Raw genomic sequence first — 23,956 nt, 5'->3', positions numbered from 1 at the left:
TTCCCAGTCCCTTCTATGAAGATAATATTCCGTCTAAAAAACCATAGTCTTGAGCGAGTTGTAATGGTTTAGAATTTTCATTCTGATGCAGTTTTCGAGATTTTAAAGCCAGTTTAAACAACGCATCCCAGTCTTCGAGTTTACTCAGGATTTCACCCAATTGATTAATAAATTTTGCAACTAAATCCTGACGCTGTGCGCGTTCAAAACTCTCTAGAGATTGCTCAAAATAGAGTCTTGCTTGTTGCCATTCTCCTTGGCCTGTGTGTCGGATATGTTGTTCGGCTTGATATGCTAAACAGAGTCCTAAATGATGTAAAATAATACCTTCCCAAATCAACGAAGTCTTGAGGGGGGAAGAATTAATCAGGGGATATTCAATCTCAAAACTTGTGGTTCGAGATAAATTTCGACCAGATTCCTGCTGCCAAAACTTTAAACTCAAATGATACTGTTCTAGGGCTTCTGAGATCTGTTGATGAGCATAATAATATCGAGCTATAACAAATCTTAAACCCGCCGTCAAAGCGGGCTGTAAAGTAACGTTTCGACTTTGTAAATCTTGATCAGCCAGTTGCAGTTCGGAGGCACAATATTCACCTAAAATCTTACTATTAGAAACAAACGAACATCCCCCAATTTCTAAAACAGTGTTAAACAGTTGCTGAGATTTTTGATGAAGAAACTGGATTAAATCCGCAGAACTTTGTAAAAAAACATAGGTCGTAGCGTACCCGGTAAAATCCGGCGCTCGTCGGTTTAACTTCTTCCACAGTTGATCATTAATCCACAACAACAAGGGAAAAGGAAAATTCAAAAAGGCTTCTCGGGCTAAATTCGTGGCTGCGAGAACTTCATTGATGGCTTTTACCTGTTCTAAACCAAATACCATCACCACCGCAGGCTGTTCTTCTAAAAGTTCAGTTTCTAGGGTACGATAAAGGTTATCAATCGAAGCATTAACATAAACTTCTCGAATGGGTAAAGAGGATTTTTGGTGGAGTTGCTTAACAACTTTTTCCCGCAGAGTTGTATAGTTACAGCGAAGTAATAGTAATGAAAATTCTCCCTCAGATAGTTTGAGAGTCCGAGAAAGAGTATCAATCTGGCTTTGATTCTGAGTTACTGTATCGTCTTGGGGATATACATTCATTGGGCTGGTTAATTTCTGGGAAGATACACCTAGATTAACTTAATTTAAGATCAATAAATACTCAAGATATAGATCACGATAGCATTGCTTTCAATAAACTTGGATAATCAGTTCAATATTTTTACCGTCAGGCGACAGAACAATCTTGGCGATCGGATTGTTTACTTGTCGAATCGTTAGACTTTCTCTGTTAAACGATCAAAGACTGAGTGTCAGTTTAAATAATCATAGCACTCTGCGGTTAATTTTAAATGGGGAAAAGCTGCTTTCCATTGTACAGAACTCGGAAAGTCTACCCCATACTAAATTGTTGATCAATAAAATCGTTCACTCCTGACACAACAGAGTTGATGGACTGTCTAACATTTCCCGTAAAGCTTACAAGGTGTACGATCATAAAAAATCTCGGGTGAGAAGGGCTTCTCAGGTAGAATCAGAGTAGAGTCTTGAGTCTCCAAATCTGAGAAGGGTTTAAATTGGGGAGTCGAGGGTTGAATTTCCAGACTACTGGCCCAACTCGAAGTCCCACCGAGCATCAATAGCATCGGAAGTGCTATCATTAAACGTAACTGTCCGGGTGTCATTTTCATCTTTTTTTAACCTCATCTATTATTTCAGTTCAGGGTTCATTTGAGATTGATTGTTTTCAGTTCTTCCTTATTTTATTATTCTCAATCTCACCACTTCAGCCGGAATTTTAGGGAGAACATCGCCCTTTATTCGTTATTTTCGTGTGTTTTCGCGGTTAACGGATAGAATTGTGCTGAATTTTTAAGTTTCTGCTGACTATTATTAAGAAATCTCTTAAACTTGTCAAACAGTGAGAAACTGAATGGTTTCAGGTGGCGCACCGGAAAACCGCTGATCAGCAGACATCATTCTTTTTTAGAGGGAAAAAAAATCATCCGTTGGGATGAAAACCTAAAGGCAATTTTTGACGAGGGTATCAAGACAGAGAGAAAACGATTTTATCTAATCTCATCTACTCTCAAAAGCGTGTTGAAAATGGCACAAAATTCGGGGAAACGCTAAAAATTTTGAATGATTTGTAAATGGAAGTTTTACTTCATCTCTTTACGGGGGGAGTTCCAATCAGATCCGGATCATTTATCACATTTTCCAGAACTGAACTGAAAAATTGAACTTTGAACTTGTGTTACTTTGATCTTAACTCAATTTGGCTTTAAAAACAGTGGGGAACAAACCCCCTTGATTGGGCGTTTACCGTACAATTAACCGGAGTTGGGAGAATCTTTGATTACCAATCATCAATCCAAAATAACCGAATCAACGCAATTCCCGTAAGTCCAGCAACAATCATCCAAGTAATCATTAAACCCAAGACATCTCCTAAAAAAAGTTCTGTGGCTTGACGCATAACCCCCCCAAACGCCCAACCGATGGATAATCCCACAGACCAGCAGAGTGGACTCACCCACAACCATTTCCAAGCGCGAGGAACTTGAATTTTCAGGGCTAACCACTGTAAGAAACCTATCGAGATTCCCACCTGGCTACCGTCTATGAGGCCATAGAGGATGCGGTCAAAGAGGTCTAACGTTCGAGGTGCAACCCAAGCAATCGCCCCAAGATGGGAGTATCCTAATACCGTCCAACCCAGGATATTGACAAAAATCCATTGCCAAGGTTGATAGATATATTGCTTGAGAACGAACCATTGAGCAAAACCGATAACTGTTCCGCCCACCACTCCGGCTAACAGTCCCATATCTGGCCTTTCGCCAATTTCAATCCAGAGTAAACTCACAAAAAAACCAACAACGGTGACAAACACCCACTTCAGCCAGAAGCCGTATTTTGTTTTAATTGCATAAGGATAGATTTGAGGGTTCACTAATTGTTTTGTAGTGAGATCAAAATTCATCGAAAAGAAAAATGCTTCTGCTTTTCATGGGAATCCTGACAAAAAGACCCCAACTCATCTGCTTTTTGTTCCCTGTTTTAGTATTGAAGTTGAGCCGTTGAAAATCGTTCCCAACAGAAGTATTCTAATAAAGGATCAGATTTCTGCTCTAATACCCATTCTGTAATCAGTTTAGCGGTAATCGGTGCGAGTAAAATTCCGTTGCGATAATGACCTACAGCTAGGGTTAAATTCTCAAAGGGACTGGTTCCTAAAATAGGCAGTAAATCGGGTGTTGTGGGTCGAAATCCCCACCAAAATTCTTGAATTGGAAAATCACGCAAAAGTGGGAAAATTCGGATAGCCCGCCAGAGTAGACTTTGAACTCCATCTGGCGTTAAACCCACGTTAAAACCAACATCTTCGAGAGTTGCACCAATCACAATTAAACCATCTCGACGGGGAACAACATAAATTTCGGTTCCAAATAAAACTTGTTTTAAGGGAAGGGAATCAAAGGATTCTGGGACTTTCACCGACAACATTTGTCCTTTGCGGGGATAAACGGGAACTTGCGGGAGGAGTTGTCCTGTCCAAGCCCCTGTGGTTAAAATGTACTGTGACCCAGTGATTTTACCCCGATTTGTTTCCAGGGCTTCAACGGCTTTGGAGTTGCGGATAATATCTTGAACTTCTACGCCCTCCAAGGTTTTAACCCCTAACTTTTCGCTAGCGGCTTGTAAGGCTTTGACGAGATGACGACGGTTATCGACTTGTGCATCTTGGGGAAACCACCAACCCCCAACCACATCAGCCCCTAAACCGGGTTGGTGTTGGTTAATCGCTTGTTGATCGAGCCAAATTGCGGGAGAATCAGCAGGGTGATCAATTTTGGTTGTGTCGGGAATTTCGTAAACGGGCGCGAGAATTCCACAAGGCCAGTAACTTGTGTCTAAACCTGTGATTTGTTCAAGTTTCTGCGTCCACTGGGGATACAGCGAACGACTGCGTAAGCCCAACTCTAACATTGGCCCGGGTGGGATGGCTTCGGCTTGCGGCGCTAACATTCCTGCGGCGACATGACCTGCGGCTTCGTGGAAATTACGGCTGAGAACAGTGACATTTGCACCTCGCAGTTTGAGTTCGACTGCTAAGGACAACCCCATTAATCCACCACCAATAATAATGATGTCATCGGAAACATTCATTGCGATCAAGAGTTCGGCTATGCTCTCAACTATAGTACCAAATTTATCGTGAGTTTGTTACAAAAAAAGAGTCATTCTCTGAGATCAAAATTTAGATTAGCTTTGGGATCGTTTTGAGGATTATTCTTCCAAAGAAGTAGAATCAAATACCTGGAGACTGACTTGATGATTGAGTTGAATAAATTGATTCTCGGTGGAATCATAAATCCAGGCGTGAATGATGCTGGTTCCGATAGGGAGAACATCAGCAGAGAATTCGACTTCCCATGTTAGCAATTTTTTAGATGATAATTGATTGGGGTTTAAGGGCGGTTCACTGGAGTTTATGGCGTAGGCGTTAGCAAAAAAAGTCGGTTTATCGGTAAGGGAAAATAGAACGATATGAGGATTTTTTGTGGGGTTAATCCATCCTTGGAGTTGAACTGATTCTGTTGTTGAAATATTAATGACTTGAGTGAAGGGTTGAGGAGAGGTGATTTCCCCATAGGTTTGTTGAGGAGTCTCAATAAAGGCTACATTTTGGGCAAATTTTCTAAAGTTTAAGCGGTTCAGTTTTTCCGCCGAATCCCAGATTAATTCTCTCCACTGGCTAGAATTGATTAAACTGAAGCAACTTTGAGGAGAGGTCTTAAAAAAAGCGGATTGTTCTAAATAGTTAATCAGATTAAAACAGGTTTTTCCACTTTGAACTAAGGTAAATCGAGAGTTAACATAAACGACTGCATTGGCTGACCTGACTAAGTTTAAACTCAGGAATATTCCGGTTAACAATCCAAAAATTAATAATTGATTAGAGCGGGAAATCGTGATAAAATTGAGAGTAGGGTTAAATATAATTCGCGGACTGAGTTGAAGAATTGCAATGGGCAGTAAAATCGCATGAGTTGTATATCGAGACGCTAAAATCGCATAGTCAGTACCTAAACCAGACCGACCAACCGCGATTAAAGCACTACACAGTAAAGAAAATAAACTGATAGAAATCCAAGGAGATAAATTCCTGATTAACTGCTCAGATTTAAAAGAGAATAAAGCCGCAAGTGTTAATCCTAAAAACACTAAAAATATAATCAATCCCATCAGCCAATTGATATGAGTTGAATCTAGAAAAGGTGTAGCTAAGAGATTGAGAAAAAAGTGAATCGTTGCGAAGATTTTATGATCAGATACAACAACAGGAACAGTATCCGTTTCTTGGCGGTAGTTTATAGAATAAATAAAACCTGAAAACAAGAACAAGCCAAGCCAAACTAATAATCGCTGTTTTGTGTGTCTGATACTTCCTTCAATAGTCCAAACAGAAGGAATCATCGCTAACCAAGATAATAATCCTTGGGCGGAGGTGAAACTTGCAATACTACATAAAAGAGCGGAAATTGTGAGTTTAACTGGAGGCTTGAGGGATGGAGTGGATAAAATTAAACAAGAGAGAACAACACAAAAGTTTATCAAAAAAATAGCAATTTGAAATCCCCACAGCCAGTTTTCATGTTGAACCCAAGAGAACAGTAAAAAACAACTTGATAAGTTGGTTAGATGTAGGCTAGTTTGAGTTAAATTTTGAGCGGTAATTTGAGAGAGACGATATAATGCTAAAAAGGTTAATAGAGCGAGAATAATACTAAAATAAAGTTCCCATAAGATATTCCAACCCGATGCAAAAGACAAAGCAATAAAAATAAGTTTAGGAAAAAAAATGCGGTGGCTGTTGTGTTGAGCAAATAGATTTTTAACCGTGAGAGTTCCACTTGAAAACTTCTCAAACCAATAGGGTAAAATCCATTGATCATAGAGGGGAACGTTGACACCAAAATAACCAACTAATCCACAGATAACCAGAATTGGAATCAAATAAAGAAGGAATACAGTCAAACGTTGAGGAGAGAAAAAAACCGTATTTTTGGAAGTCATTAAATAGGAAAAAACAAGTCAATAGAATGAGTTAAATTAAATCTGGATTGGGATACTGTTTTTCTCAATTTGAGAGAGAATAGAACTGAGAAGTTTAAACGGTTAGCAAGAATGTAGGTTTTTCATCATATTATTAAGTTCAGGCTTAAAATAAAGGAATAAACAAAAGGAGTTTTCCGATGAAAGGTTTAATATCTCTAGTGATGATCATCTGTGGAAGTTGGACATTAATGGAGAATAATTTAGCGATCGCTAAACCCGTTGCTCAAAGTAATTTGATCATTGTACAAAATTCTGAGGGTTCAGGAGATGTTCGTTTAACTCAGGAGGGTACGGGTACTTATTCTATTAATAATCGCTTTCGAGGAACAATAACTTTTGTTTCTGTCAGCATTGATGACAATGGAGAAGCCGAACTCATTTTTCGCAATAGCAATGAACAATTAGTCCGTTTTCAAGGTCAAGTGACTCGCCGAGATCCCTACGGAATTAAGATTGATCTAATTGATTCGGATATCTCAGATGCAAGTGGAGTTGCGGATATTCAATACAGTTCTGATCTCTCTTTTATCTATTCAATCTTTGTGGCTGGAACCATTAAAAATCAGATTTTTTCAATTAACTTTAGTCGATAATTATTGTTGGGTGGGTACAATTAATAAAGGACGATAACTACTATTAAGAACTCCCGAAGCGACGCTACCATACAAAACCTTAGATAAACCTGTTCGTCCTTTATTTGTCATGGTAATTAAATCAATATTCAGATCATTAGCGAGGGTAATAATACTCTCAATCGGTCTACCATACATGAGATGTGCGTCCACTGTTAAATTTTGTGCTTGGAGTTGAGAACGAATATTCAATAAATATTCTTGGGCTTTTTTTATCTGTTCAAGTGCTTGATTTTGTTCGAGACGGTTAAAGATATCTTTGGCGACAAATTCCTCGTTAATTTCCGAGTCTAAATCTTGGATAGTCGTCGCTTGATATCCCCTTCTGACAACTCGAAGTAAAATAATTTTGGCGTCATAAAGTTGAGCAATTATTTCCGCATAATCAATCACTTTTTCAGCCCGTACAGAGCCATCTAAAGGGATTAAAATCTGATTAATTTCAGGTGATTTTTCCGACTGTTGAGATTGAACAACCAATAAAGGACAGTGAATTTTATTGAGTAGCCCAGACGTAACACTCCCGTATAAAGTTCGGGCTAATCCGGTTGTTCCCTGAGAAGTCATAGCAACTAAATCTGCATTGGTAAACTCCACTGCTTGCAAAATTCCCTCAACTGCCACCCCTCGCAATAACAGAATATCAGCCGATAAACCTTGCTCTTGAAATTGATGTTTCCATCCCATTAAATAATGCTGAATCTGATCAATTTTTTGGAGAGGATAGGCAACTTCACGGTCTTTTTTTAGATTCAGAATAGCACTCCTAATTTTAGGTTCAATGACTTGAGTAAAAACGACATGAACATTTTCTTTTCGGGCGAGCTGTTTAATGTATGGAATAATAGTTTCAGCACGTTCAGAACCATCTAAAGGGACTAAAATTGTGCTATACATAATCTTTTCCTCCTAAATCAATTAATAGTGTAGGTGGGCATTGCCCACACTACTCGTTAGCAAGTTATACTCCTAATTATTTCCAGATTATTCACGAGGTGTTGGTTGTTCAATTTCTGGATGAGAAGATATTTTAGACTTAGTTTTAATTACAGCTTGAGAAGAACGTAATTGTTTAGATTCTAATTCTACCCAATCTTCAAATAATCCTCTGTGTAAGCTAAAGCACATGACAATTAATACAATGGCAAAGGGTAAACCTGTGGTAATGGCTGCCATTTGTAAGGCTTTTAATCCTCCACCCAGTAACAAAACAGCAGCGACAACGCCTTCTATTACCGCCCAAAATACCCGTTGAGTAACGGGAGAATCTAACTTTCCGCCAGAGACTAAATGATCAACCACTAAAGAACCCGAGTCAGAAGAAGTGACAAAGAAAGTCACGACTAAAACCACACCAATGAGAGAACTCACTCCTGTGAAAGGAAACTGTTCTAACATTACAAATAGGGCAGTTGATACATTTTCATTGACAGCTTCGGGTAAGTTTCCAATTCCTTGTAAAACTAAGTTTAAGGCTGAACCTCCAAAGACTGACATCCAAATAAAAGACAGTAAAGAGGGAATAAATAATACTCCCAAAACAAACTCTTTAACTGTTCGACCTTTAGACACTCGGGCAATAAACATTCCGACAAAAGGCGACCAAGAAATCCACCATCCCCAGTAAAAAACCGTCCAAGAGTTCTGCCATTTAGTCCCATCAAAAGTTTCTGTCCAGAAACTAAGACTCGGTAAAATTGAAACGTAATATCCTACATTTTCTACAAAAGAACCGATGATAAATAATGTTGGCCCCACCAACAGGACAAACACCATAAAAGCGGCGGCAATGTAAATATTGATTTCACTCAAAAATCGTACACCATTATCTAATCCTGCTACAACAGACATCGTAGCAAAACCCGTAATAATAGCAATTAGCACTACCTGAAACCAAACTGTATCAGGTGAATTAAACAAAAAGTTTAATCCGGTGCTGACTTGTCTTGCTCCTAATCCCAAAGAAGTTGCCAGACCAAATAATGTTGCTAATACCGATAAAATATCAATTGCATTTCCCTGCCAACCATAAATTCTTTCACCCAAAAGGGGATAAAAAACAGAACGAATTGTTAGAGGAAGTCCTCGGTTAAACGCAAAAAATGCCAAAGACAAACCGACTAAAGCATAAATTCCCCAAGCATGAAGTCCCCAATGAAAAAAGGTAATTGCCATTGCATCTCGGGCTGCTGTCGGCGTACTGGGGTCAACATTATTAAAGAATGGAGCGGGAGTTTCCATGTGAAAGACGGGTTCCGCCACACTCCAAAACATCAGCCCAATTCCCATTCCTGCACTCATCAGCATTGCAAACCAAGCAAAAGTAGAAAATTCGGGCTTGGCGTTCGGTCCCCCTAAGCGAATTTTGCCATATTTACTGAAGGCGAGAAGGATCACAACTCCCAAGTAAATATTCGCCGCTAAAATCAAAAACCAGCCGGATGTATTGGAAATAAAACTTTGAACTGTGTTAAAAACTTGTTCGGTTTGATCATTAAAAATCAACGTCATGGCGATGAATAAAATAATCAAACTGGCTGAAGTCAAAGAAACTTCAGGGTGCATATCAAACCCCCAGAAACGGATGTTAGTGTCTCCGGGAGTTCGACGATTTTTCTTGGGGATCTGCTCGTGTTGCGATCCTTTCAGACTCATAATTTTTTTCTCCTTTGCCTCAACTGCTACCGTACAATCACTCACGCTTGAATAGGAGTGCGGTACGGGACCGAAGAATCAAGCTAGGGGTGATTCCCTTTAGCTTGTCTGGGTCCAGCATTTGCTGAACTCAACCTCCTTTTGTTAGATCAGCCCTGATCCGACTTATGCGATCTATTGATCTATCTATCGATTCAGAGATTTTGATTCAATTGCTCGATAACTAGCGTAGATCCAGTCAAATTTAACTGCTCTAAGATAATCACAGTAGGACGAGCTGAATTTATTTATAATGTAACATTACATCTTGAATTTTTCAGAATTTTGCTGTAATCCTCATACTCATAAAGGTTGACTGCTCTCTATTTTAGCATAAATTGATCGCTATAGGAGAATTTTTAATATCAACAAAAAAGTTAATTAATGTTTAATAACATCCCATAAAATCTATTTTTTAAAAATTCTGATTTTCCTGAACAGTAATCTGCATTTCTCCAGATAATTTTATAAACTGTCTTTTTTGGGGATCATAAATCCAAGCTTTTATGATGTTTTCTCCAGAGGTTAAATTATCGGCAGAAAAAGAGACTTCCCATCTAGAATTTTGATAGGCTTCAGAATTCATAAATTTAACGATATCTGGACTGGGTAAATTAACATAAGCATTCGCAAAAAAAGACTGGTTATTATCTAAGGAAAGAAACACAAGCTGAGGCTGTTGAGGTTGATTGGGAAGAATAGCCCAGCCATCTATTTTAACGATTCCACCTGGGGGTACACTAAAGCTTTTTTCAGGAGTCCAAGGTGAACTAATAAAACCATGAATTTGATCGGGTTCTTCGACAAAGGGAATATCTTCGGCAAAGTTTCTCAAGTTAATGTTTTGGAGACGTTTAACTTGTTCTGAAAATCCGGCTGTGGTAGGCACTATAGAGATTAAACAATGGTGGGGATAATTTTGAAAAAACTGTGAATTTTCTAGATCTAAATAGTTAATTAAATATAAGCAGTTTTGAGCGATCTGAGTCGGTTGATAGATTTGTGTTTTGACTATATTTAGACTTTGATAAGATCGAATCCACATTAAACTTGTTATTAATCCTAAGCAAAAGCTATAAGTTAAGATTCTGTGATTAGATGTTGATTGTTTCAACTGACTATAAGACCGAAAAAGATGTAAACCAAATAGATGAATAACCGCAATTGTTAGTAAAATTGAATGACTGGTATATCTAGATGTAACTAGCCCATAGTCTGCACCGATATCGGCTCGTCCAATTGTCATTAAAAAAATACATAAAATTGAAAATAAGCCCATAGAAATCCAAGGAGCAAACTCGGAGATAAAAACAGTCCTAAAAGGATGACGAATTGAAGGACGTTCAATCCAAGATTGCCAAAATATAAAGATAAAACAAGAAGTAATAATTAATCCTAAAATCCAAGCAAATATTAAATCTCCGGTTAACGGTGCAGCGACGACATTCAAGAAGAAGTGAATATAAACTCTAAATTTATCCCAGATTGAATTGTAGCTAACAATATCGTAATACTCAGTAACAGGTATAGAGTTGTACTGAATTGAATAAATAAAACCACAAAATATAAAAGACGTTAACCATAAAAATAATCGTTTGTTTTTTTGTATCGGTGAACCTTCTAGGGCTGAAATTGATGGAATTAAAGCTAACCAAGACATTAAACCCTGTGCCGAAGAAAAGCTAGCAATAACACAAAACAATCCCGCTAACTTTAGCTTTGTTTGAGAATTAAACTTGGAAAAGCTTGCTAATATAAAAATAGATAAAATCACACAAAAGTTAATTAAATAGAGAGCAATTTGGAATCCCCATAGCCAATTGCTGTATTGAACCCAGGAGAACATCAGAAAACAGGTGATTAGATTCGTTGCATGAAAAAGAAAAATACTCTTAGTTTGATTCGTGATTTCTGAAAGTTGATAAATAATGAAAAATGAAATTAAAGCTAAACTAAAACTCCAATAGAGTTCATAAAAAATATTCCAGTTAGAAAAAAAAGCTGTCACCGCAAAGATAATTTTAGGAAAAATCATACGATGATTATTATTTAATTCCCACAGTTCAGCCAAAAAAGAGGATAAATCAATTGAAGCAATTGCCTCAAATAAATCAACCAAAGACCATTGATCAACCCAAACCGGGACATCGACTCCATATCTTTTAATTAACCAAAAAGTCGATAATATCGGTACAAGATATAAAATCCAGATAAACTTGTAAAAAATAGAATCATTTTTCGTTTCTTCGAGCTGAGTTTCTAACAATTTCATCTAAGATTTAATTCTCAATGATTTTAAGATTAAAATGATATACTATGACTGTTAAACTGTCAATACTCTAACGACCAATCATTCTGATCAATCTTTATTCCCAATCCCGATAATGATCAATCAACTTTTCAAAAATACAGCATCAGCGCTATGCTACTCTATCATTCAGCAGTCCGGTGAACCGATTCACTCAAGTAGTGTTTTCCCCCATAATGATGTCGTTCGCTTTGTTTTGCAACAACACAACCGAATGCCAGATTATCTTCGGTTTCCGATTGTATTCCTGACGCTCCTCTTTAATTTCTGGGGTTTTATAGTAAGAGGTTATCCCTTTTCTCGTCAACCTCACACAATGCGTTGGTGTCAAATTTCAGCTTGGAAAAATGCACCGATTAGTATTTGTAGAGATTTGATGCGCTTTTATGAAAGTCTAGTGGTACTCTGTTGGAAATCCGAGCAAATAAAAGAATTAAATTAAAATCAAAGAAAAAGTTAAGTTGATGTCTAAATCCGTACAAAATCACAGAATTACTCATCCTAAATCGCCTCTAACCTGTGAAATTGCCGTAATCGGTTCAGGCCCAGGAGGAGCAATTACAGCTTGTTTATTAGCCGAAGCAGGACGAGACGTTTTGTTAATAGAAGAAGGTTCTTATTTTTCTTTAGAATCTTGTCGTGCTTTTTCCCAAGCCGAACTAGAACAAAAATACCGAAATGGAGGCTTAACCGCAGCATTTGGTAAACCTAAAATTCAATATGTAGAAGGACGATGTGTTGGAGGCGGAAGCGAAATTAATAGCGGACTTTATCATCGAACACCCCCCGAAATCTTAGAAAAATGGCAAACTGAATTTGCAGTAGAAAGCCTAACAGAAGCCGAATTATTACCTCACTTTGAAGCCTGCGAACAAGCCGTTACCGTCTGCAAATTACCTGGAAAACCTCCCCTTGCTTCTCTCAAACTTCATCAAGGAGCAGTAAGTTTAGGTTGGCAATCTTTAGAAGTACCGCGTTGGTTTCGGTATCAAGCACAAACCGATCCTGCTGTCACTCCAAAAGGAACCCGACAGTCAATGACTCAAACCTTTATTCCTAGAGCAATAGATGCAGGCTGCAAACTGTTAACAAATACTCGAATTAACTTCATTCGTAAACAGGGAAAACAATGGTTTATCAAAGGAAATTATATTCCTGATTATCAATCCAAACAAGCCGTAGAAATTCAAGCAAAAACTCTATTTATTTGTTGTGGAGCCATTCAAACACCCGCTTTATTAAGACGTAGTGGAATCACCAAAAATATTGGGAATAGCTTACAAATGCACTCCACCGTTAAAGTTATTGCTCAATTCAATGAAATCGTTAATTCAAAAGACATGGGTGTTCCGGTTCATCAAGTCAAAGAATTTTCTCCTCGATTTAGTTTTGGTTGTTCAATTAGTTCGCCTCCTTATCTCGCCGTGGGAATGACCGATCATCCTCAATATAAACATGAAGTCGATCAAAATTGGCAGAAAATGGCAATTTACTATGCCATGATAACAGGTCAAGGTCAAGGTTCTGTTCGCTGTTTACCCGGATTTCGTGATCCACTTGTTCGCTATCACCTCACTCAACAGGATTTAAAAGATTTATCAGAAGCCCTGCAAAAATTATCTCAACTTTTGTTTGAAGCAGGAGCCAAAATATTGTATCCTAGTATTTCTAATTTCCCTCGATTAACTCAACCTAATGACCTTAAACACATTCCAGATCTATTACCAAAATCTCAGACAAACCTAATGACCGTTCATGTGATGTCTTCTTGTCCGATGGGAGAAAATCTAGAAAAATGTGCAGCAAATTCCTTTGGAAAGGTTCATGGTTTCGATAATTTATATATCTCTGATGCGAGTTTACTTTGTACTGCTCCAGGTGTCAATCCTCAAGGTTCAATTATGGCAATTACACGGCGTAACGTACTCAAATTTTTAGGAAAACTTTAAAAAAATGATAGAATTTAAAACCGATTTAGTTTTAGTAACCGGAGCATTAGGTTGGCTAGGGACAAGCTTAGTTAAAGCGTTAGCCCAAGGATTAACAGATTGTGAATCTTTAAGTCAGCCCTCAGAAACACTCAAAATTCGCTGTCTAATTTTACCCCATCAAGATGCAACAATTCTTGAAAAAATTTCCGATAAAATAGAAGTTTTCAAAGGAGATCTACGAAATCCTCAAGATTGTGATCGCTTTTGTGAAGGTGCAGAAAATGCCGTCTTATTTCATACGGCTGGAATTATTCACCCCCAACAGATCAACGAATTTTATCAAATCAATGTAGAAGGAACCAAAAACTTACTGAATTCCGCCATTCAAACCGGGATTAAACGGGCGGTTATTGTTTCCTCTAATTCTCCCTGTGGGTGTAATCCCCACCCCGATCATTTATTTGATGAAAAATCGCCCTACAATCCTTACATGAACTATGGGCGTTCTAAAATGTTAATGGAATTAGCCGTTCAAGAATATTATCAAGCCGGAAAAATCGAAACTGTTATTATTCGTCCACCCTGGTTTTATGGCCCGAATCAACCGCCCAGACAAACGCTATTTTTTCAGATGATTCGAGAAGGAAAAGGGCCTATTGTTGGGGATGGAAATAACCTCAGATCGATGGCTTATGTGGATAACTTGTGTCAGGGTTTACTGTTAGCCGCACTCACTGAAAAAGCCAACGGAGAAACCTATTGGATCGCCGATGAACATCCTTATTCGATGAATGAAATCATTGATACTGTGGAAAAATTATTAGAGTCTGAATTTCATCAAACTTGCAAACATAAGCGGTTAAAACTTCCCGTAATTGCTAGTGAAGTGGCTCTAGGTGTTGACAGTTTACTGCAATCTTTAGGACTCTATCAGCAGAAAATACACGTTTTATCTGAGATGAATAAAACCATCGCCTGTTCTATTGCTAAAGCTAGACGAGAATTGAATTATCATCCTCAAATTTCCCTAGAAGAAGGAATGCGACGCAGTTTAAAATGGGTGTTTGAAAACTATGGAGGAATTGACCCCTAATGGTTAGCCATATTGTGATCACAGAAGGCTTAGTTTCTCAGGATAATACTCCTAAAGACACCTTTTTTTTATCAGACTATTTTGAAGCGGTTTTGCAGCGAATCATTCAAGATGTTCCGATAACTGAGTCTGTATATATTTCTCCCGGAAATGCTTTTGGTTGTGAATATTCCGAAGAAGAATATGCAGCCCAATATCTTCAAAGTAAGCAACCCCAACTTAACGTAAAATTCCCGATTGAAATTCGAGATCGCCCCTACCTTGATACATTTGATAACGCTCGACTGCTGAGAAAATGGTTAGAACAGGAAAAATTATGGCCACTCGGAGAGGTGATTTTATATTGCAATGCTCCTCATTCGTTGAGAAGTAAAATCATGTTTAAACTCTGTGAATTTAATGTTCAAAACGTGATCGGAACTCGCCCGGAAAAAGTACAACGTAAAATGGTTGATCGCCTTTGGTTTTATAACTATCCAGTCGCTCAAATTATTTATGAAATAATCGCATTATGTTATAATTTTAGTCGATGGATTGGTTGGAAAGTAAAACTTCTCAAATCACATCAGAATAACTTTAAATGAGTATATTTTTGTATTTATCGTGTAAGTTACATTTTAAATCCTTTACGAATGAACAGCTTTTGTTATATCATTTGTGCAGGCAAATTGTGTGGAGAGTGAACGGAAGTCAATGAAACATCTTGTTACAGGTGGCTCGGGATTTTTAGGAAATTTAATAGCTCGACGCTTACAAGAACGAGGAGAAGATGTCACCATTCTCGATATTTGGGAAGATCCCACCCGTCCCAAAGATATCCAATTTATTCAGTGTGATATTCGCGATCGCGAAGGGGTAGCAAAGGCGATGAAAGGAATTGATATTGTTCACCATAACGTTGCTTTAGTTCCCCTCACAAAATCTGGTAAAAAGTTTTGGGAAGTGAATGTAACAGGAAGCCAAATCGCCGCAGAAGAAGCCGTAAAAGCAGGTGTTCAAAGCTTTATTCACATGAGTTCTAGTGCTTTATTTGGTGATTGTCAATGTCCGATTAATAACGACACACCCACTAAAGCTGTAGAAATTTATGGTCGAGCTAAACTCGCTGGAGAAATCGCCGTTCGTGAAGTTTGTGAACAAGGAAATTTACCTTTAATTGTCATTCGTCCTCGGACGATTTTAGGAGAAGGAAGACTGGGTATTTTTCAGATTTTATTTGAATGGATTCAAGAAGGAAGAAATGTATACGTGATTGGGAGTGGAAATATTAAATTTCAGTTCATTCACGCCTTAGATTTGATGGATGCTTATCTACTCGCCCTTGATTTAGGTAAACCCGGAATTTATAATGTGGGTACTGATCGTTTCGGAACCCTACGAGAAGGTTTAGAAAACTTAATTGCTTATGCGGGAACAAAATCACAAGTTAAAAGTCTACCGACAGGTTTGACTATTAATACCTTGAGAATTTTAGATTTAGTTGGTTTGAGTCCCCTCGCTCCTTGGCATTACTTAACCTATCATAAAGAGTTTTATTTTGATGTCAATCCTCTGCTAGAACTCGGCTGGAAACCCAAATATTCTAATGATGAAATGTTCCAAGAAAGTTATGATTGGTTTCAAAAAAATTATGATAAGTTACTGGCTGAAAAAGCAGGTTCAGCTCACCGACGCCCTGTAAAAGAGAAACTTCTATGGGTTCTGAAAAAGTTTTCTTGAAACTTGATCAAAACTTTTCATCTAAGCTCTTTAGTATAGCGTTTAAGACTTACCGATAGAGAAATAATTTTCATTAAAACCCAAGCTGCTAGTCTTGGGCTAACTGTAATTGTTGACTACTTTTCTCAGGTTTATGTCAGAGATGTCACCTCAATGGGTTAGGATTGACGTAAAATTTCACGAACCGCCATTAAAATTTCACCGAGTTTATTCTTTCCGCTGCCATCTTGACCACACCCCCAATAATAATCAATCGGAGAATTTTCGACAATTAATTCATCACCTGTTGATAGTAATATTTCTCGAATATCTGCATGAGTTTGAAACTTACATAAAACGACTTTTTGCATAATTTCATCTTTGACTTCTTCCCAGTCTGAACGTAGAGGATGTTCACGGCTGCGTCCCATTCTCGCTGATTTTGCAGGCGTTTTTGCCGTCTGAATTTTTGTAAACCACTCTGGATCTGTAGAAACAAACTTTTGGGCTTGAAAATAATGTTCGTTTGTTGGCCACCACAATTCATCGAGTACAAAACCATGATAGGAAAAGTTAGAAAAACACCCGTACTGTTCTTCGCGACTGCTATAAAAATAAATTGTCATCTCTTGATTGTTCTTCTGGAGTAACTCTTATACCCATAAAATTATACCCAGTCTGAATTGAGTACAAGTCAGAGATCAGGAAAAGATGGAGAACGACAGAGGGCCAGGGTAACAATCATATCTTGTTATCCCGATTTCTAATCTAAATCTAGAAAGAGGGTTAAACAATAATGAGTGTGAAGACAGTCGGAGATCGCTTTCCGGTGGACAAGTCAGAGTCGCTCCTCTACTCTCACTGGTCAGAGGGGATTATGGTAGGATGAGTAAAAACTATGGTTAAATAATCCATAATCAAAAAATTAAAAGACGTTTTTGGGAGAAAAACCGGGAGTTGGGTCGTCTATGAAGCTGTCTCAGTTTGATCAGAAAAAGAAGATAAATGCTTACCAGCATGAGTTATTCAAATAGTGTTTGGCAGACCTATAAGATACCGCAAAAAGTAGAGAGTCGGTAAAATAAAACTGCTTTGTGTGACACTGAGATCTAACCCATAGGTCTAACCCTTGATTTAATGTTCTTTCAAGATAAAAATAGGCAAAAATGATGAAATTACTGGCTCGTTTAGGTTTGGTATTGGGAATAATAGGTAGTCATTTATTCATTAACCCGGGCTTACCTTCTCGTCTACCTAGCTTTTTACCCGTTGGAATTCAACCCGCATTCGCACTCACCCCTAACGAAGTTTTAGAAAAATTGGGTGCAGTTCCTGTCTTTACCATTACAGACTCCGAAGGTTCTCCTTTAGTGGGAACGGCTCAAAGTCAAGGTCAGAGTGCTTCTGTTGTCGAAGTTTATATTAGTCGTCAGGATGCTCAAGCTTTTATTAATGAGTTGAAAACCCAAAATCCTGAATTGGCTTCCTCAGTTCAAATTACAGCAGTTCCTCTTGGAAAAATTTATGAAATTGGTCAACAAAATCAAAGCAATCCAGAACGGTTGATGTTTGCTTTTGTTCCGACTCAACAACAATTAAACTCTGCAAAAGCTGTTTTAGAAGCCAACGGTCAAGATGTTAGTCAGTTTAGAGGAGTGCCATTATTTTTAGCTAGAGCCGGAGCAGATGATCGGGTAATCACAGTACAACAGGGCGATAAACAGGCGATTCCTTTCTTTTTCACGAAAGAAGACTTACAGGGAATGCTGGAACAATTTAAAACTCAACAACCGGATTTAATTTCGTCGGTCAAAATTGAGGTTGTACCGTTAGAAGTTTTGCTGGAAGCGTTTCGGACAGATAGTGACCAATTCTTAGATTTGGTGATTTTGATTCCTCCTCGCGAAACTGTAGAATTTATCCAACAACAACGACAATCTTCGGGTCAGTAACCGCTCGAAAGCTTAATCGAGATCAACGGTTAAGTCAGCAACACGCGCAAGTTTTCAGTATGAAAGAGAATGCCGTGATCACAGGTCAACAACTTTGGGAATGGTCACAAAAGGCAAAAGCAGAAGCCAAAGAGGCCGATATTTCCCCCAGGGAAGTAGACGGGTTGTTACAGGAATGGGTGGGGTTAGATCGCCTCACCCTCCGTTTGGGATCGTTTAAACATCAACCCGAGATCAACTTACGCCTTCCTTGGCCTGAATTGATGCAGTTGTGGGAGCGACGTATAAAGCAACGAGTTCCGCTGCAATATCTCACCGGGGTAGCGGGTTGGCGTCATTTTGGACTGACGGTTTCTCCTGCGGTTCTGATTCCTAGACCCGAAACAGAATTGATCATTGATTTAGTGGTTGCATTGATTCAACGTCAATCTCAGATCTGCGATCACAATCTCCAACAGGGACACTGGGTAGACTTGGGAACCGGGAGTGGAGCGATTGCTTTAGGATTAGCGTCCGTTTTAACAGAGGCTTCTATTCATGCCGTTGATTGTAGTCGAGAAGCTTTGGCGATCGCTCAAAAAAATGCTCAAGATTTGGGGTTTGCAGACCGAATTGAGTTTTATCAAGGCAAATGGTGGGAACCCTTAGATTTTTTGCCGGGTCATGTCAGTGGGATGGTCTCTAATCCGCCTTATATTCCCACCGCAATGCTTTCGACCTTACAACCGGAGGTCGCTCGACATGAACCTCATTTAGCCCTAGACGGTGGAGAATCGGGGTTAGAGTGTATTGAGCATTTAGTGAAAACTGCGCCCGCTTATTTGCATTCTGGAGGGGTTTGGCTAGTGGAAATGATGGCCGGACAAGGAGAACAGGTGGTTCAACTGCTCCATGATCAAGGCTGTTACACTCAAATTGAACAAATTGTAGATTTGGCCGGAATTGAACGATTTGTCCTCGCCAGACGTCAGTAAGACTGAATTGACGGGGAGATTGGGAGATCTCAACGTCTAAAACCTCACGACTGTAAACACGGAGCAATGGTACAAGTTTCTTTGGATACCCTCGTTGAAGCCGCAATTTCAGGGGATCAGGTGGTGAGTTTTCCCACCGATACCGTACCTGCGTTGGCGGTTCAACCCCAACAAGCGGAGTTGATTTTTCAACTCAAACAACGATCTGCGGATAAACCCTTAATTTTGATGGGAGCAACACCGGAGTCACTTTGGCCGTTTGTGCAAGGGACTGTTGAGGAGTTGCAAGTTTGGAGTCAAATGGCTCGTCAGTATTGGCCGGGAGCCTTAACGTTAGTTTTACCTGCGAGTGAGAAAGTTCCCCGAGCAATGAACCCGAGTGATCCGACAACGATTGGTTTGCGGATACCTAACGCTGAGATGTCTCGCGCGATTCTCCAACGCACCGGGCCACTGGCGACGACGAGCGCCAATTTATCGGGTCAGCCCCCGTTACTGACCATGGCTGAAATTGAGGTACAGTTTCCCCAAGTGTTCACCCTTGATCCTGGTGAGTTGAAAGTTCTACCAGAAGTCTCTCGTGTTCCCTCGACCGTAATCAAGTGGAATCGAGACGGGAGTTGGAATATCTTACGACAAGGGGCAATCAGGTTAAAATTTCAATAAAACTTAGCAAGAGATACTAAGCTCATGGGTTGGAGTGAATTTCTGTATTTGGCAGTGGGGCTAGGCTTAGGTTGGGGAGTCAAGGAAATGTTGCCGAACAAGGCGGAAAAACCGTCATCGGTTCCCCGCCTTGAAAAGGCGGGGCTTGCCGATGACCGCGTGCTGCGGTCAAAATTCAACGCCCAACCCGAACCCCTCACGTCTTCTGAACAGTTGTACCAAATTTCGGATCAATTAAAACAGACTCAATTGGCTTATCGGATGGCGCTGGAGATGAGTCAGTTTAAGGCAGGGTTTCTGGCTCGGACTTCCCACGAATTGCGATCGCCGATTAATAGTATGATTGGCACACTTCAGTTGATTTTGTCGGATTTGTGTGAAAGTCCCGAAGAAGAAAAAGAGTTTATTCAGCAAGCCTATCTTTCAGCTTTAAAATTTGTCGAACAACTCGATGAAATTATCCACGTTGCCAAGACGGATCATGGCACGGAAAAGATGAATATCCAACCGCTTTCTTTGAGTGAGATCCTTGAAGAAGTTGAGGATTTAACTCATCTGCAAGCCGCTAACCACAGTATTCGCCTCAAGTTTCAAATGCCTGACACTCAAGTTAAAGTTTTGGCAGATAGACCTCGACTTACACAAGTTTTATTAAGTCTGGTGGATACAGCGATCGCTCAAATGGAACATGGAACTGTGATCATCTCTTGCGAGACAGCCCCTGAGTCAAAATTGATTTATGTTTGGGTTGATGATCAACGTCCGGTGAGCGCCTGGAGTGAGTCTTGGGATTTACTTCAGTTTACTTTAGAAAAGTCTCCTCTAGAAACAGCTTTGACTTCTGTTTCTTCAACTGACGATCATCAATTATCGCCGGGAATGCGGTTGTTAATGAATCAAACCCTGATGGCATTGATGAACGGATCTTTAGAAGTTGTTGCCATCCCGACAGAGGGAGAGGATTCTAATTTTACTCGGACTCAATGTTCACTCCCTTTAGCGTGATCAATTCAACCCAAACAGGATTGACAAAAATCAAAACTCATCTGCTAATACTCACTGCATTTGCCGTTTGATTGGCACTATTTTGTTCAGTTCGGGGTAAACTTTCCATCGGCTGATTATATAAAACCATCGTGGTACTTTGGTTATATTCAAAGCCAATCCGCTCATAAAATTTTTGTTGATGAGTGGTCATTAGATAAACCCGTTCAACTCGACACATTAAGGGATGACTTAAAACCGTTTGTACTAATTTCCGTCCGAGTCCACCGCCTTGATAATCAGGATGAATCACCACATCCCAAATGGTGGCGCGATAAATACCATCAGAAGTACCGCGTGCAAAACCAATCATTTCTTCTCCATCCCAAGCGGTAACAATGGGATTACTGTTGGCGACTGCAATTTCTAAGTCTTCTGAGCATCGTTCTCTTGCCCAAAATGCAGCGAGTTTAAATAAAGTTTGGAGTTGTTTAATATCTATTTTGGAGCGATCATCACAGAATTGGATATGACGGTAATCTTTTGCAGTGCTTTTCATGGGTTAGATTTTCCTTGTATAGATGGAATTTGATCCTGATCTTGATCCGGAACGATGCAGAAACTTTTGCGGCTTCTAAATCTACAATTGTCCAAAAAACTAGACTAAAGACGAATTCAACTCAATCTAAAATCATCGACAAGCTTGATCGAAAGTTGTATCTGTTGACTAGAGCTGTTATCCTTTCAAGAGGTTAGCAATATTGTAGATCTTGACATAGACTAAACCGATTAAATGCAATAAAGTATACGAACATTCAGTGACTAGATCGGGAGCGAGAGTTTACCTGTAGAACGATAAACGCTTGGAGTGAAGTTATGCTCTTGATGGCTTGGGAATGTTCAGAAAAAATTATGGATCAGATAATTTTTTGTGATTCCAAGAGTTCGTTGACTTTAGAGCAGTTTTAATCTTCATACTGTTAAATGTATAACATTTTTTCAAAACGATCAAGGGATCTCGTGAAATTTTGAGCCTTTTTTTGTTGTGATTTGATGACATTTTCCGGAGATTTCATTTTTTAACTTTTGACCCATTTTTCAATCCCATCAACTCACACCAGAGTAGAAAACTGACAAAAATCTGCCCAAGGTTCAAGACTATATATTGCTAGAGTTCGGTGACAAAAATAAAGTAACTGAAGTATTTAATCTGACAGAACTTTTAAAACTATTTTGATATGGAGATTGCCAGAGTAATCTAAGAATTCTTTTTTCAATTGCAGACAAAAAAAACGGGCTAAAGATAGCCCGAAGACAGCATAAACTTCTAGACAATTTGATTAGGAAGCCTCAGCCGTTGCTAATACAGGTTCAGCTTCAGTTTCAGGGATGGAATACACGCTAATTTTTTTGCGGCTTTTTCCCTTGCGTTCAAAGGTGACAATTCCATCAATTTTGGCAAACAGAGTATCATCTCTACCAATACCAACATTATTACCGGGGTGAAACTTACAACCCCGTTGACGGACTAAAATACTACCCGCACGAACTTCCTGACCACCATATCGCTTCACACCCAACCGTTGGGCGTTAGAGTCGCGACCGTTACGGGTACTTCCTGTTCCTTTCTTATGAGCCATGATTTCCTCTGCAACAGTTCACTTTACTATTATTATGGGCTTTTAAGGGGCAAAATTGAGCAATTCGACCCCATTAGAAGCCTTTTCGCTTACTCCGCTTCCGATGCGACCGAAGCCGTTTCAGTCTCTACAGGAGGTTCTGCGGCAGTGTCAGAAGCAAGTACAGGAGTTTCCTTTTGTACCTCGCTGCTACTGGCTAATACAGAACCATTGAAGGAGATTGTATTAATCATTAACCGAGTAATCTCCTGGCGATGTCCTCGTTTTTTGCGGGTTTTCTTCTTCGGCCGCATCTTGTAAACAATCACCTTGCGTCCCCGAAAGTGGCGTAAAACCGTCCCTTCTACCGTCGCGCCTTCAACCAAAGGTTGACCGACATGAATATCATCTTCATGCTTAACCAACAATACTTTATCGATGGTCACTTTTTCGTCGGGTTCCACAGCAAGCAGTTCAATATCATAAAACCGACCGGGTTCAACTCGTATTTGCTTGCCGCCCGTTTCAATAATCGCGTAACTCATGAGATTATAATTAAATTTGGCCGTACAGGTAGCTGGTGCGTGTTTCTTTGTTGACTGAGATTCTTCAACCCAAACCCTCGGATATGGTTAGTTAAACCCGATCAACCCAAAAACACAAAACCAACATTTGCTGATGTCTCAACCTGATCCGAGCAGGGATTAGACACACAATCTCTCATTATCTCAATTTATACGGTTTTTGTCAAGTTTTATTTTCTTTGACTTGATCAAGCTCAGTCGCTTTTTCTGAGAGTTCATTCAAAACAAAAAAGTCCAGATCAACCGCTTCTATTCCCTTTTCAGACCAAAGTTCTAACATTGAACCGAGTTGAAACCACATCAAAAAAGCAGTCGGAATAACAACCGCAAATGCGATCGCAGATGCTAACCAAAAAATCTGTACAAATACCGTTAAACTGAAAGCAACCGAGAACAGAACAAAGAGGCTAGTTGCAGAGTAAGCCAAAATAATATTACCCGTTTTGTAATTAATTTTGGGGTTCGCTTCCGGGTTGGTCGTCCACAACGCCACCTGATACTCCAACATATCTTTAAAAATTATCCCAAACATGACTGCAAAAAATGTCGTCGCGACAACAAAGATATAAATGGGAGCAATTACCGAAGATTCAGGATACATAAGTGCAGATTAAAAGAAAAGTTTACAAAATGTTAACATTAA

23 protein-coding genes are annotated in these 23,956 nt (G+C 39.3%); 10 read left to right on the top strand and 13 right to left on the bottom strand.

What is annotated here, in order from left to right:
• Positions 1 to 13 precede the first annotated feature (13 nt).
• The 5 genes from M595_RS30205 to M595_RS18065 form a co-directional block, all read right to left on the bottom strand.
• Complete coding sequence (locus M595_RS30205) at positions 14 to 1,153, bottom strand: hypothetical protein (protein ID WP_023067801.1); 1,140 nt, start codon at positions 1,151 to 1,153, stop codon at positions 14 to 16.
• 359 nt (positions 1,154 to 1,512) lie between these two features.
• The gene (locus tag M595_RS18080) at positions 1,513 to 1,743 is read right to left on the bottom strand and encodes a hypothetical protein (RefSeq protein ID WP_023067823.1); all 231 of its coding nucleotides are present in this window, start codon (positions 1,741 to 1,743) and stop codon (positions 1,513 to 1,515) included.
• A gap of 668 nt (positions 1,744 to 2,411) precedes the next feature.
• Positions 2,412 to 3,008, bottom strand: coding sequence for a hypothetical protein (locus M595_RS18075; RefSeq protein ID WP_071809947.1), 597 nt, complete (start codon positions 3,006 to 3,008; stop codon positions 2,412 to 2,414).
• Positions 3,009 to 3,115: 107 nt separating this feature from the next.
• Positions 3,116 to 4,225 (bottom strand): glycine oxidase ThiO, encoded by a 1,110-nt coding sequence (gene thiO, locus M595_RS18070; RefSeq protein ID WP_023067805.1) that lies wholly within the window; start codon positions 4,223 to 4,225, stop codon positions 3,116 to 3,118.
• Between the two features lie 120 nt (positions 4,226 to 4,345).
• Entirely contained in the window at positions 4,346 to 6,136 is a 1,791-nt protein-coding gene (locus M595_RS18065; protein ID WP_023067819.1) for a hypothetical protein, read from the bottom strand.
• A gap of 179 nt (positions 6,137 to 6,315) precedes the next feature.
• Between M595_RS18065 and M595_RS18060 the strand changes: the two genes are divergently transcribed.
• Complete coding sequence (locus M595_RS18060; protein WP_023067818.1) at positions 6,316 to 6,771, top strand: flagellar basal body L-ring protein FlgH; 456 nt, start codon at positions 6,316 to 6,318, stop codon at positions 6,769 to 6,771.
• Here M595_RS18060 and M595_RS18055 read toward each other — a convergent pair whose 3' ends face one another.
• From M595_RS18055 to M595_RS18045, 3 genes are all read right to left on the bottom strand, one after another.
• Entirely contained in the window at positions 6,772 to 7,707 is a 936-nt protein-coding gene (locus M595_RS18055; RefSeq protein WP_023067826.1) for a universal stress protein, read from the bottom strand.
• An 87-nt stretch (positions 7,708 to 7,794) separates the two neighbouring features.
• Entirely contained in the window at positions 7,795 to 9,465 is a 1,671-nt protein-coding gene (locus tag M595_RS18050; RefSeq protein ID WP_040484304.1) for a BCCT family transporter, read from the bottom strand.
• Positions 9,466 to 9,919: 454 nt separating this feature from the next.
• Positions 9,920 to 11,776 carry a hypothetical protein gene (locus M595_RS18045; RefSeq protein WP_023067791.1) on the bottom strand — a complete coding sequence of 619 codons (1,857 nt, stop codon included), beginning with the start codon at positions 11,774 to 11,776 and terminating at the stop codon, positions 9,920 to 9,922.
• A gap of 112 nt (positions 11,777 to 11,888) precedes the next feature.
• On the opposite strand from M595_RS18045, the gene M595_RS18040 reads away from it, so the two are divergent.
• The 5 genes from M595_RS18040 to M595_RS18020 all read left to right on the top strand — a co-directional run bounded on the left by M595_RS18040 (position 11,889) and on the right by M595_RS18020 (position 16,555).
• Entirely contained in the window at positions 11,889 to 12,254 is a 366-nt protein-coding gene (locus tag M595_RS18040; protein WP_023067814.1) for a hypothetical protein, read from the top strand.
• Between the two features lie 22 nt (positions 12,255 to 12,276).
• A complete protein-coding gene (locus M595_RS18035; protein WP_023067825.1) occupies positions 12,277 to 13,761 on the top strand; it encodes a GMC family oxidoreductase in 1,485 nt (494 codons plus the stop codon).
• A gap of 4 nt (positions 13,762 to 13,765) precedes the next feature.
• Positions 13,766 to 14,836: an NAD-dependent epimerase/dehydratase family protein gene (locus M595_RS18030; protein WP_023067786.1), complete on the top strand. Its 1,071-nt coding sequence runs from the start codon at positions 13,766 to 13,768 to the stop codon at positions 14,834 to 14,836.
• The gene (locus M595_RS18025) at positions 14,836 to 15,420 is read left to right on the top strand and encodes a YdcF family protein (protein ID WP_023067804.1); all 585 of its coding nucleotides are present in this window, start codon (positions 14,836 to 14,838) and stop codon (positions 15,418 to 15,420) included. The genes M595_RS18030 and M595_RS18025 overlap by 1 nt, the downstream gene beginning before the upstream one ends.
• A 109-nt stretch (positions 15,421 to 15,529) precedes the next feature.
• On the top strand, positions 15,530 to 16,555 hold the full coding sequence (locus M595_RS18020) for an NAD-dependent epimerase/dehydratase family protein (RefSeq protein WP_023067807.1): 1,026 nt from the start codon (positions 15,530 to 15,532) through the stop codon (positions 16,553 to 16,555).
• A gap of 158 nt (positions 16,556 to 16,713) precedes the next feature.
• Here the strand turns inward: M595_RS18020 and ybiA are convergent, their stop codons facing one another.
• Positions 16,714 to 17,160, bottom strand: coding sequence for a riboflavin biosynthesis intermediates N-glycosidase (gene ybiA / locus M595_RS18015; protein WP_023067802.1), 447 nt, complete (start codon positions 17,158 to 17,160; stop codon positions 16,714 to 16,716).
• A gap of 540 nt (positions 17,161 to 17,700) precedes the next feature.
• On the opposite strand from ybiA, the gene M595_RS18010 reads away from it, so the two are divergent.
• The 4 genes from M595_RS18010 to M595_RS17995 all read left to right on the top strand — a co-directional run bounded on the left by M595_RS18010 (position 17,701) and on the right by M595_RS17995 (position 21,131).
• Positions 17,701 to 18,486, top strand: a complete 786-nt coding sequence (locus tag M595_RS18010; protein ID WP_238987097.1) for a Tic22 family protein — start codon at positions 17,701 to 17,703, stop codon at positions 18,484 to 18,486.
• Between the two features lie 59 nt (positions 18,487 to 18,545).
• Entirely contained in the window at positions 18,546 to 19,460 is a 915-nt protein-coding gene (gene prmC / locus M595_RS18005) for a peptide chain release factor N(5)-glutamine methyltransferase (RefSeq protein ID WP_040484303.1), read from the top strand.
• A 66-nt stretch (positions 19,461 to 19,526) separates the two neighbouring features.
• Positions 19,527 to 20,126: an L-threonylcarbamoyladenylate synthase gene (locus M595_RS18000; protein ID WP_023067790.1), complete on the top strand. Its 600-nt coding sequence runs from the start codon at positions 19,527 to 19,529 to the stop codon at positions 20,124 to 20,126.
• 24 nt (positions 20,127 to 20,150) lie between these two features.
• Positions 20,151 to 21,131 (top strand): sensor histidine kinase, encoded by a 981-nt coding sequence (locus M595_RS17995; RefSeq protein ID WP_023067787.1) that lies wholly within the window; start codon positions 20,151 to 20,153, stop codon positions 21,129 to 21,131.
• Positions 21,132 to 21,168: 37 nt separating this feature from the next.
• Here M595_RS17995 and M595_RS17990 read toward each other — a convergent pair whose 3' ends face one another.
• The 4 genes from M595_RS17990 to M595_RS17975 form a co-directional block, all read right to left on the bottom strand.
• Positions 21,169 to 21,669 carry a GNAT family N-acetyltransferase gene (locus tag M595_RS17990; protein WP_023067798.1) on the bottom strand — a complete coding sequence of 167 codons (501 nt, stop codon included), beginning with the start codon at positions 21,667 to 21,669 and terminating at the stop codon, positions 21,169 to 21,171.
• A 781-nt stretch (positions 21,670 to 22,450) separates the two neighbouring features.
• Positions 22,451 to 22,750: a 50S ribosomal protein L27 gene (gene rpmA / locus M595_RS17985; protein ID WP_023067803.1), complete on the bottom strand. Its 300-nt coding sequence runs from the start codon at positions 22,748 to 22,750 to the stop codon at positions 22,451 to 22,453.
• Positions 22,751 to 22,839: 89 nt separating this feature from the next.
• Positions 22,840 to 23,274 (bottom strand): 50S ribosomal protein L21, encoded by a 435-nt coding sequence (gene rplU / locus M595_RS17980; protein WP_023067789.1) that lies wholly within the window; start codon positions 23,272 to 23,274, stop codon positions 22,840 to 22,842.
• 202 nt (positions 23,275 to 23,476) lie between these two features.
• On the bottom strand, positions 23,477 to 23,914 hold the full coding sequence (locus tag M595_RS17975; RefSeq protein WP_023067815.1) for a hypothetical protein: 438 nt from the start codon (positions 23,912 to 23,914) through the stop codon (positions 23,477 to 23,479).
• Between the last annotated feature and the right edge of the window lie 42 nt (positions 23,915 to 23,956).

The organism is Lyngbya aestuarii BL J (assembly GCF_000478195.2).
Classification (GTDB): Bacteria; Cyanobacteriota; Cyanobacteriia; order Cyanobacteriales; family Microcoleaceae; genus Capilliphycus; species Capilliphycus aestuarii.
This window is presented reverse-complemented; position numbering and strand designations above follow the sequence as displayed.

What these genes read in the sequence shown, in the direction of transcription:
- prmC (WP_040484303.1), top strand. Translation starts at nt 18,546, where the DNA reads ATGAAAGAGAATGCCGTGATCACAGGTCAACAACTTTGGGAATGGTCA.
- M595_RS18025 (WP_023067804.1), top strand. Translation starts at nt 14,836, where the DNA reads ATGGTTAGCCATATTGTGATCACAGAAGGCTTAGTTTCTCAGGATAAT.
- M595_RS18030 (WP_023067786.1), top strand. Translation starts at nt 13,766, where the DNA reads ATGATAGAATTTAAAACCGATTTAGTTTTAGTAACCGGAGCATTAGGT.
- M595_RS17995 (WP_023067787.1), top strand. Translation starts at nt 20,151, where the DNA reads ATGGGTTGGAGTGAATTTCTGTATTTGGCAGTGGGGCTAGGCTTAGGT.
- M595_RS18060 (WP_023067818.1), top strand. Translation starts at nt 6,316, where the DNA reads ATGAAAGGTTTAATATCTCTAGTGATGATCATCTGTGGAAGTTGGACA.
- M595_RS18055 (WP_023067826.1), bottom strand. Translation starts at nt 7,707, where the DNA reads ATGTATAGCACAATTTTAGTCCCTTTAGATGGTTCTGAACGTGCTGAA.
- M595_RS17975 (WP_023067815.1), bottom strand. Translation starts at nt 23,914, where the DNA reads ATGTATCCTGAATCTTCGGTAATTGCTCCCATTTATATCTTTGTTGTC.
- M595_RS18035 (WP_023067825.1), top strand. Translation starts at nt 12,277, where the DNA reads ATGTCTAAATCCGTACAAAATCACAGAATTACTCATCCTAAATCGCCT.
- ybiA (WP_023067802.1), bottom strand. Translation starts at nt 17,160, where the DNA reads ATGACAATTTATTTTTATAGCAGTCGCGAAGAACAGTACGGGTGTTTT.
- M595_RS18050 (WP_040484304.1), bottom strand. Translation starts at nt 9,465, where the DNA reads ATGAGTCTGAAAGGATCGCAACACGAGCAGATCCCCAAGAAAAATCGT.
- rpmA (WP_023067803.1), bottom strand. Translation starts at nt 22,750, where the DNA reads ATGGCTCATAAGAAAGGAACAGGAAGTACCCGTAACGGTCGCGACTCT.
- M595_RS18000 (WP_023067790.1), top strand. Translation starts at nt 19,527, where the DNA reads ATGGTACAAGTTTCTTTGGATACCCTCGTTGAAGCCGCAATTTCAGGG.
- M595_RS18080 (WP_023067823.1), bottom strand. Translation starts at nt 1,743, where the DNA reads ATGAAAATGACACCCGGACAGTTACGTTTAATGATAGCACTTCCGATG.
- M595_RS17990 (WP_023067798.1), bottom strand. Translation starts at nt 21,669, where the DNA reads ATGAAAAGCACTGCAAAAGATTACCGTCATATCCAATTCTGTGATGAT.
- M595_RS18010 (WP_238987097.1), top strand. Translation starts at nt 17,701, where the DNA reads ATGATGAAATTACTGGCTCGTTTAGGTTTGGTATTGGGAATAATAGGT.
- M595_RS30205 (WP_023067801.1), bottom strand. Translation starts at nt 1,153, where the DNA reads ATGAATGTATATCCCCAAGACGATACAGTAACTCAGAATCAAAGCCAG.
- thiO (WP_023067805.1), bottom strand. Translation starts at nt 4,225, where the DNA reads ATGAATGTTTCCGATGACATCATTATTATTGGTGGTGGATTAATGGGG.
- M595_RS18045 (WP_023067791.1), bottom strand. Translation starts at nt 11,776, where the DNA reads ATGAAATTGTTAGAAACTCAGCTCGAAGAAACGAAAAATGATTCTATT.
- M595_RS18065 (WP_023067819.1), bottom strand. Translation starts at nt 6,136, where the DNA reads ATGACTTCCAAAAATACGGTTTTTTTCTCTCCTCAACGTTTGACTGTA.
- rplU (WP_023067789.1), bottom strand. Translation starts at nt 23,274, where the DNA reads ATGAGTTACGCGATTATTGAAACGGGCGGCAAGCAAATACGAGTTGAA.
- M595_RS18020 (WP_023067807.1), top strand. Translation starts at nt 15,530, where the DNA reads ATGAAACATCTTGTTACAGGTGGCTCGGGATTTTTAGGAAATTTAATA.
- M595_RS18040 (WP_023067814.1), top strand. Translation starts at nt 11,889, where the DNA reads ATGATCAATCAACTTTTCAAAAATACAGCATCAGCGCTATGCTACTCT.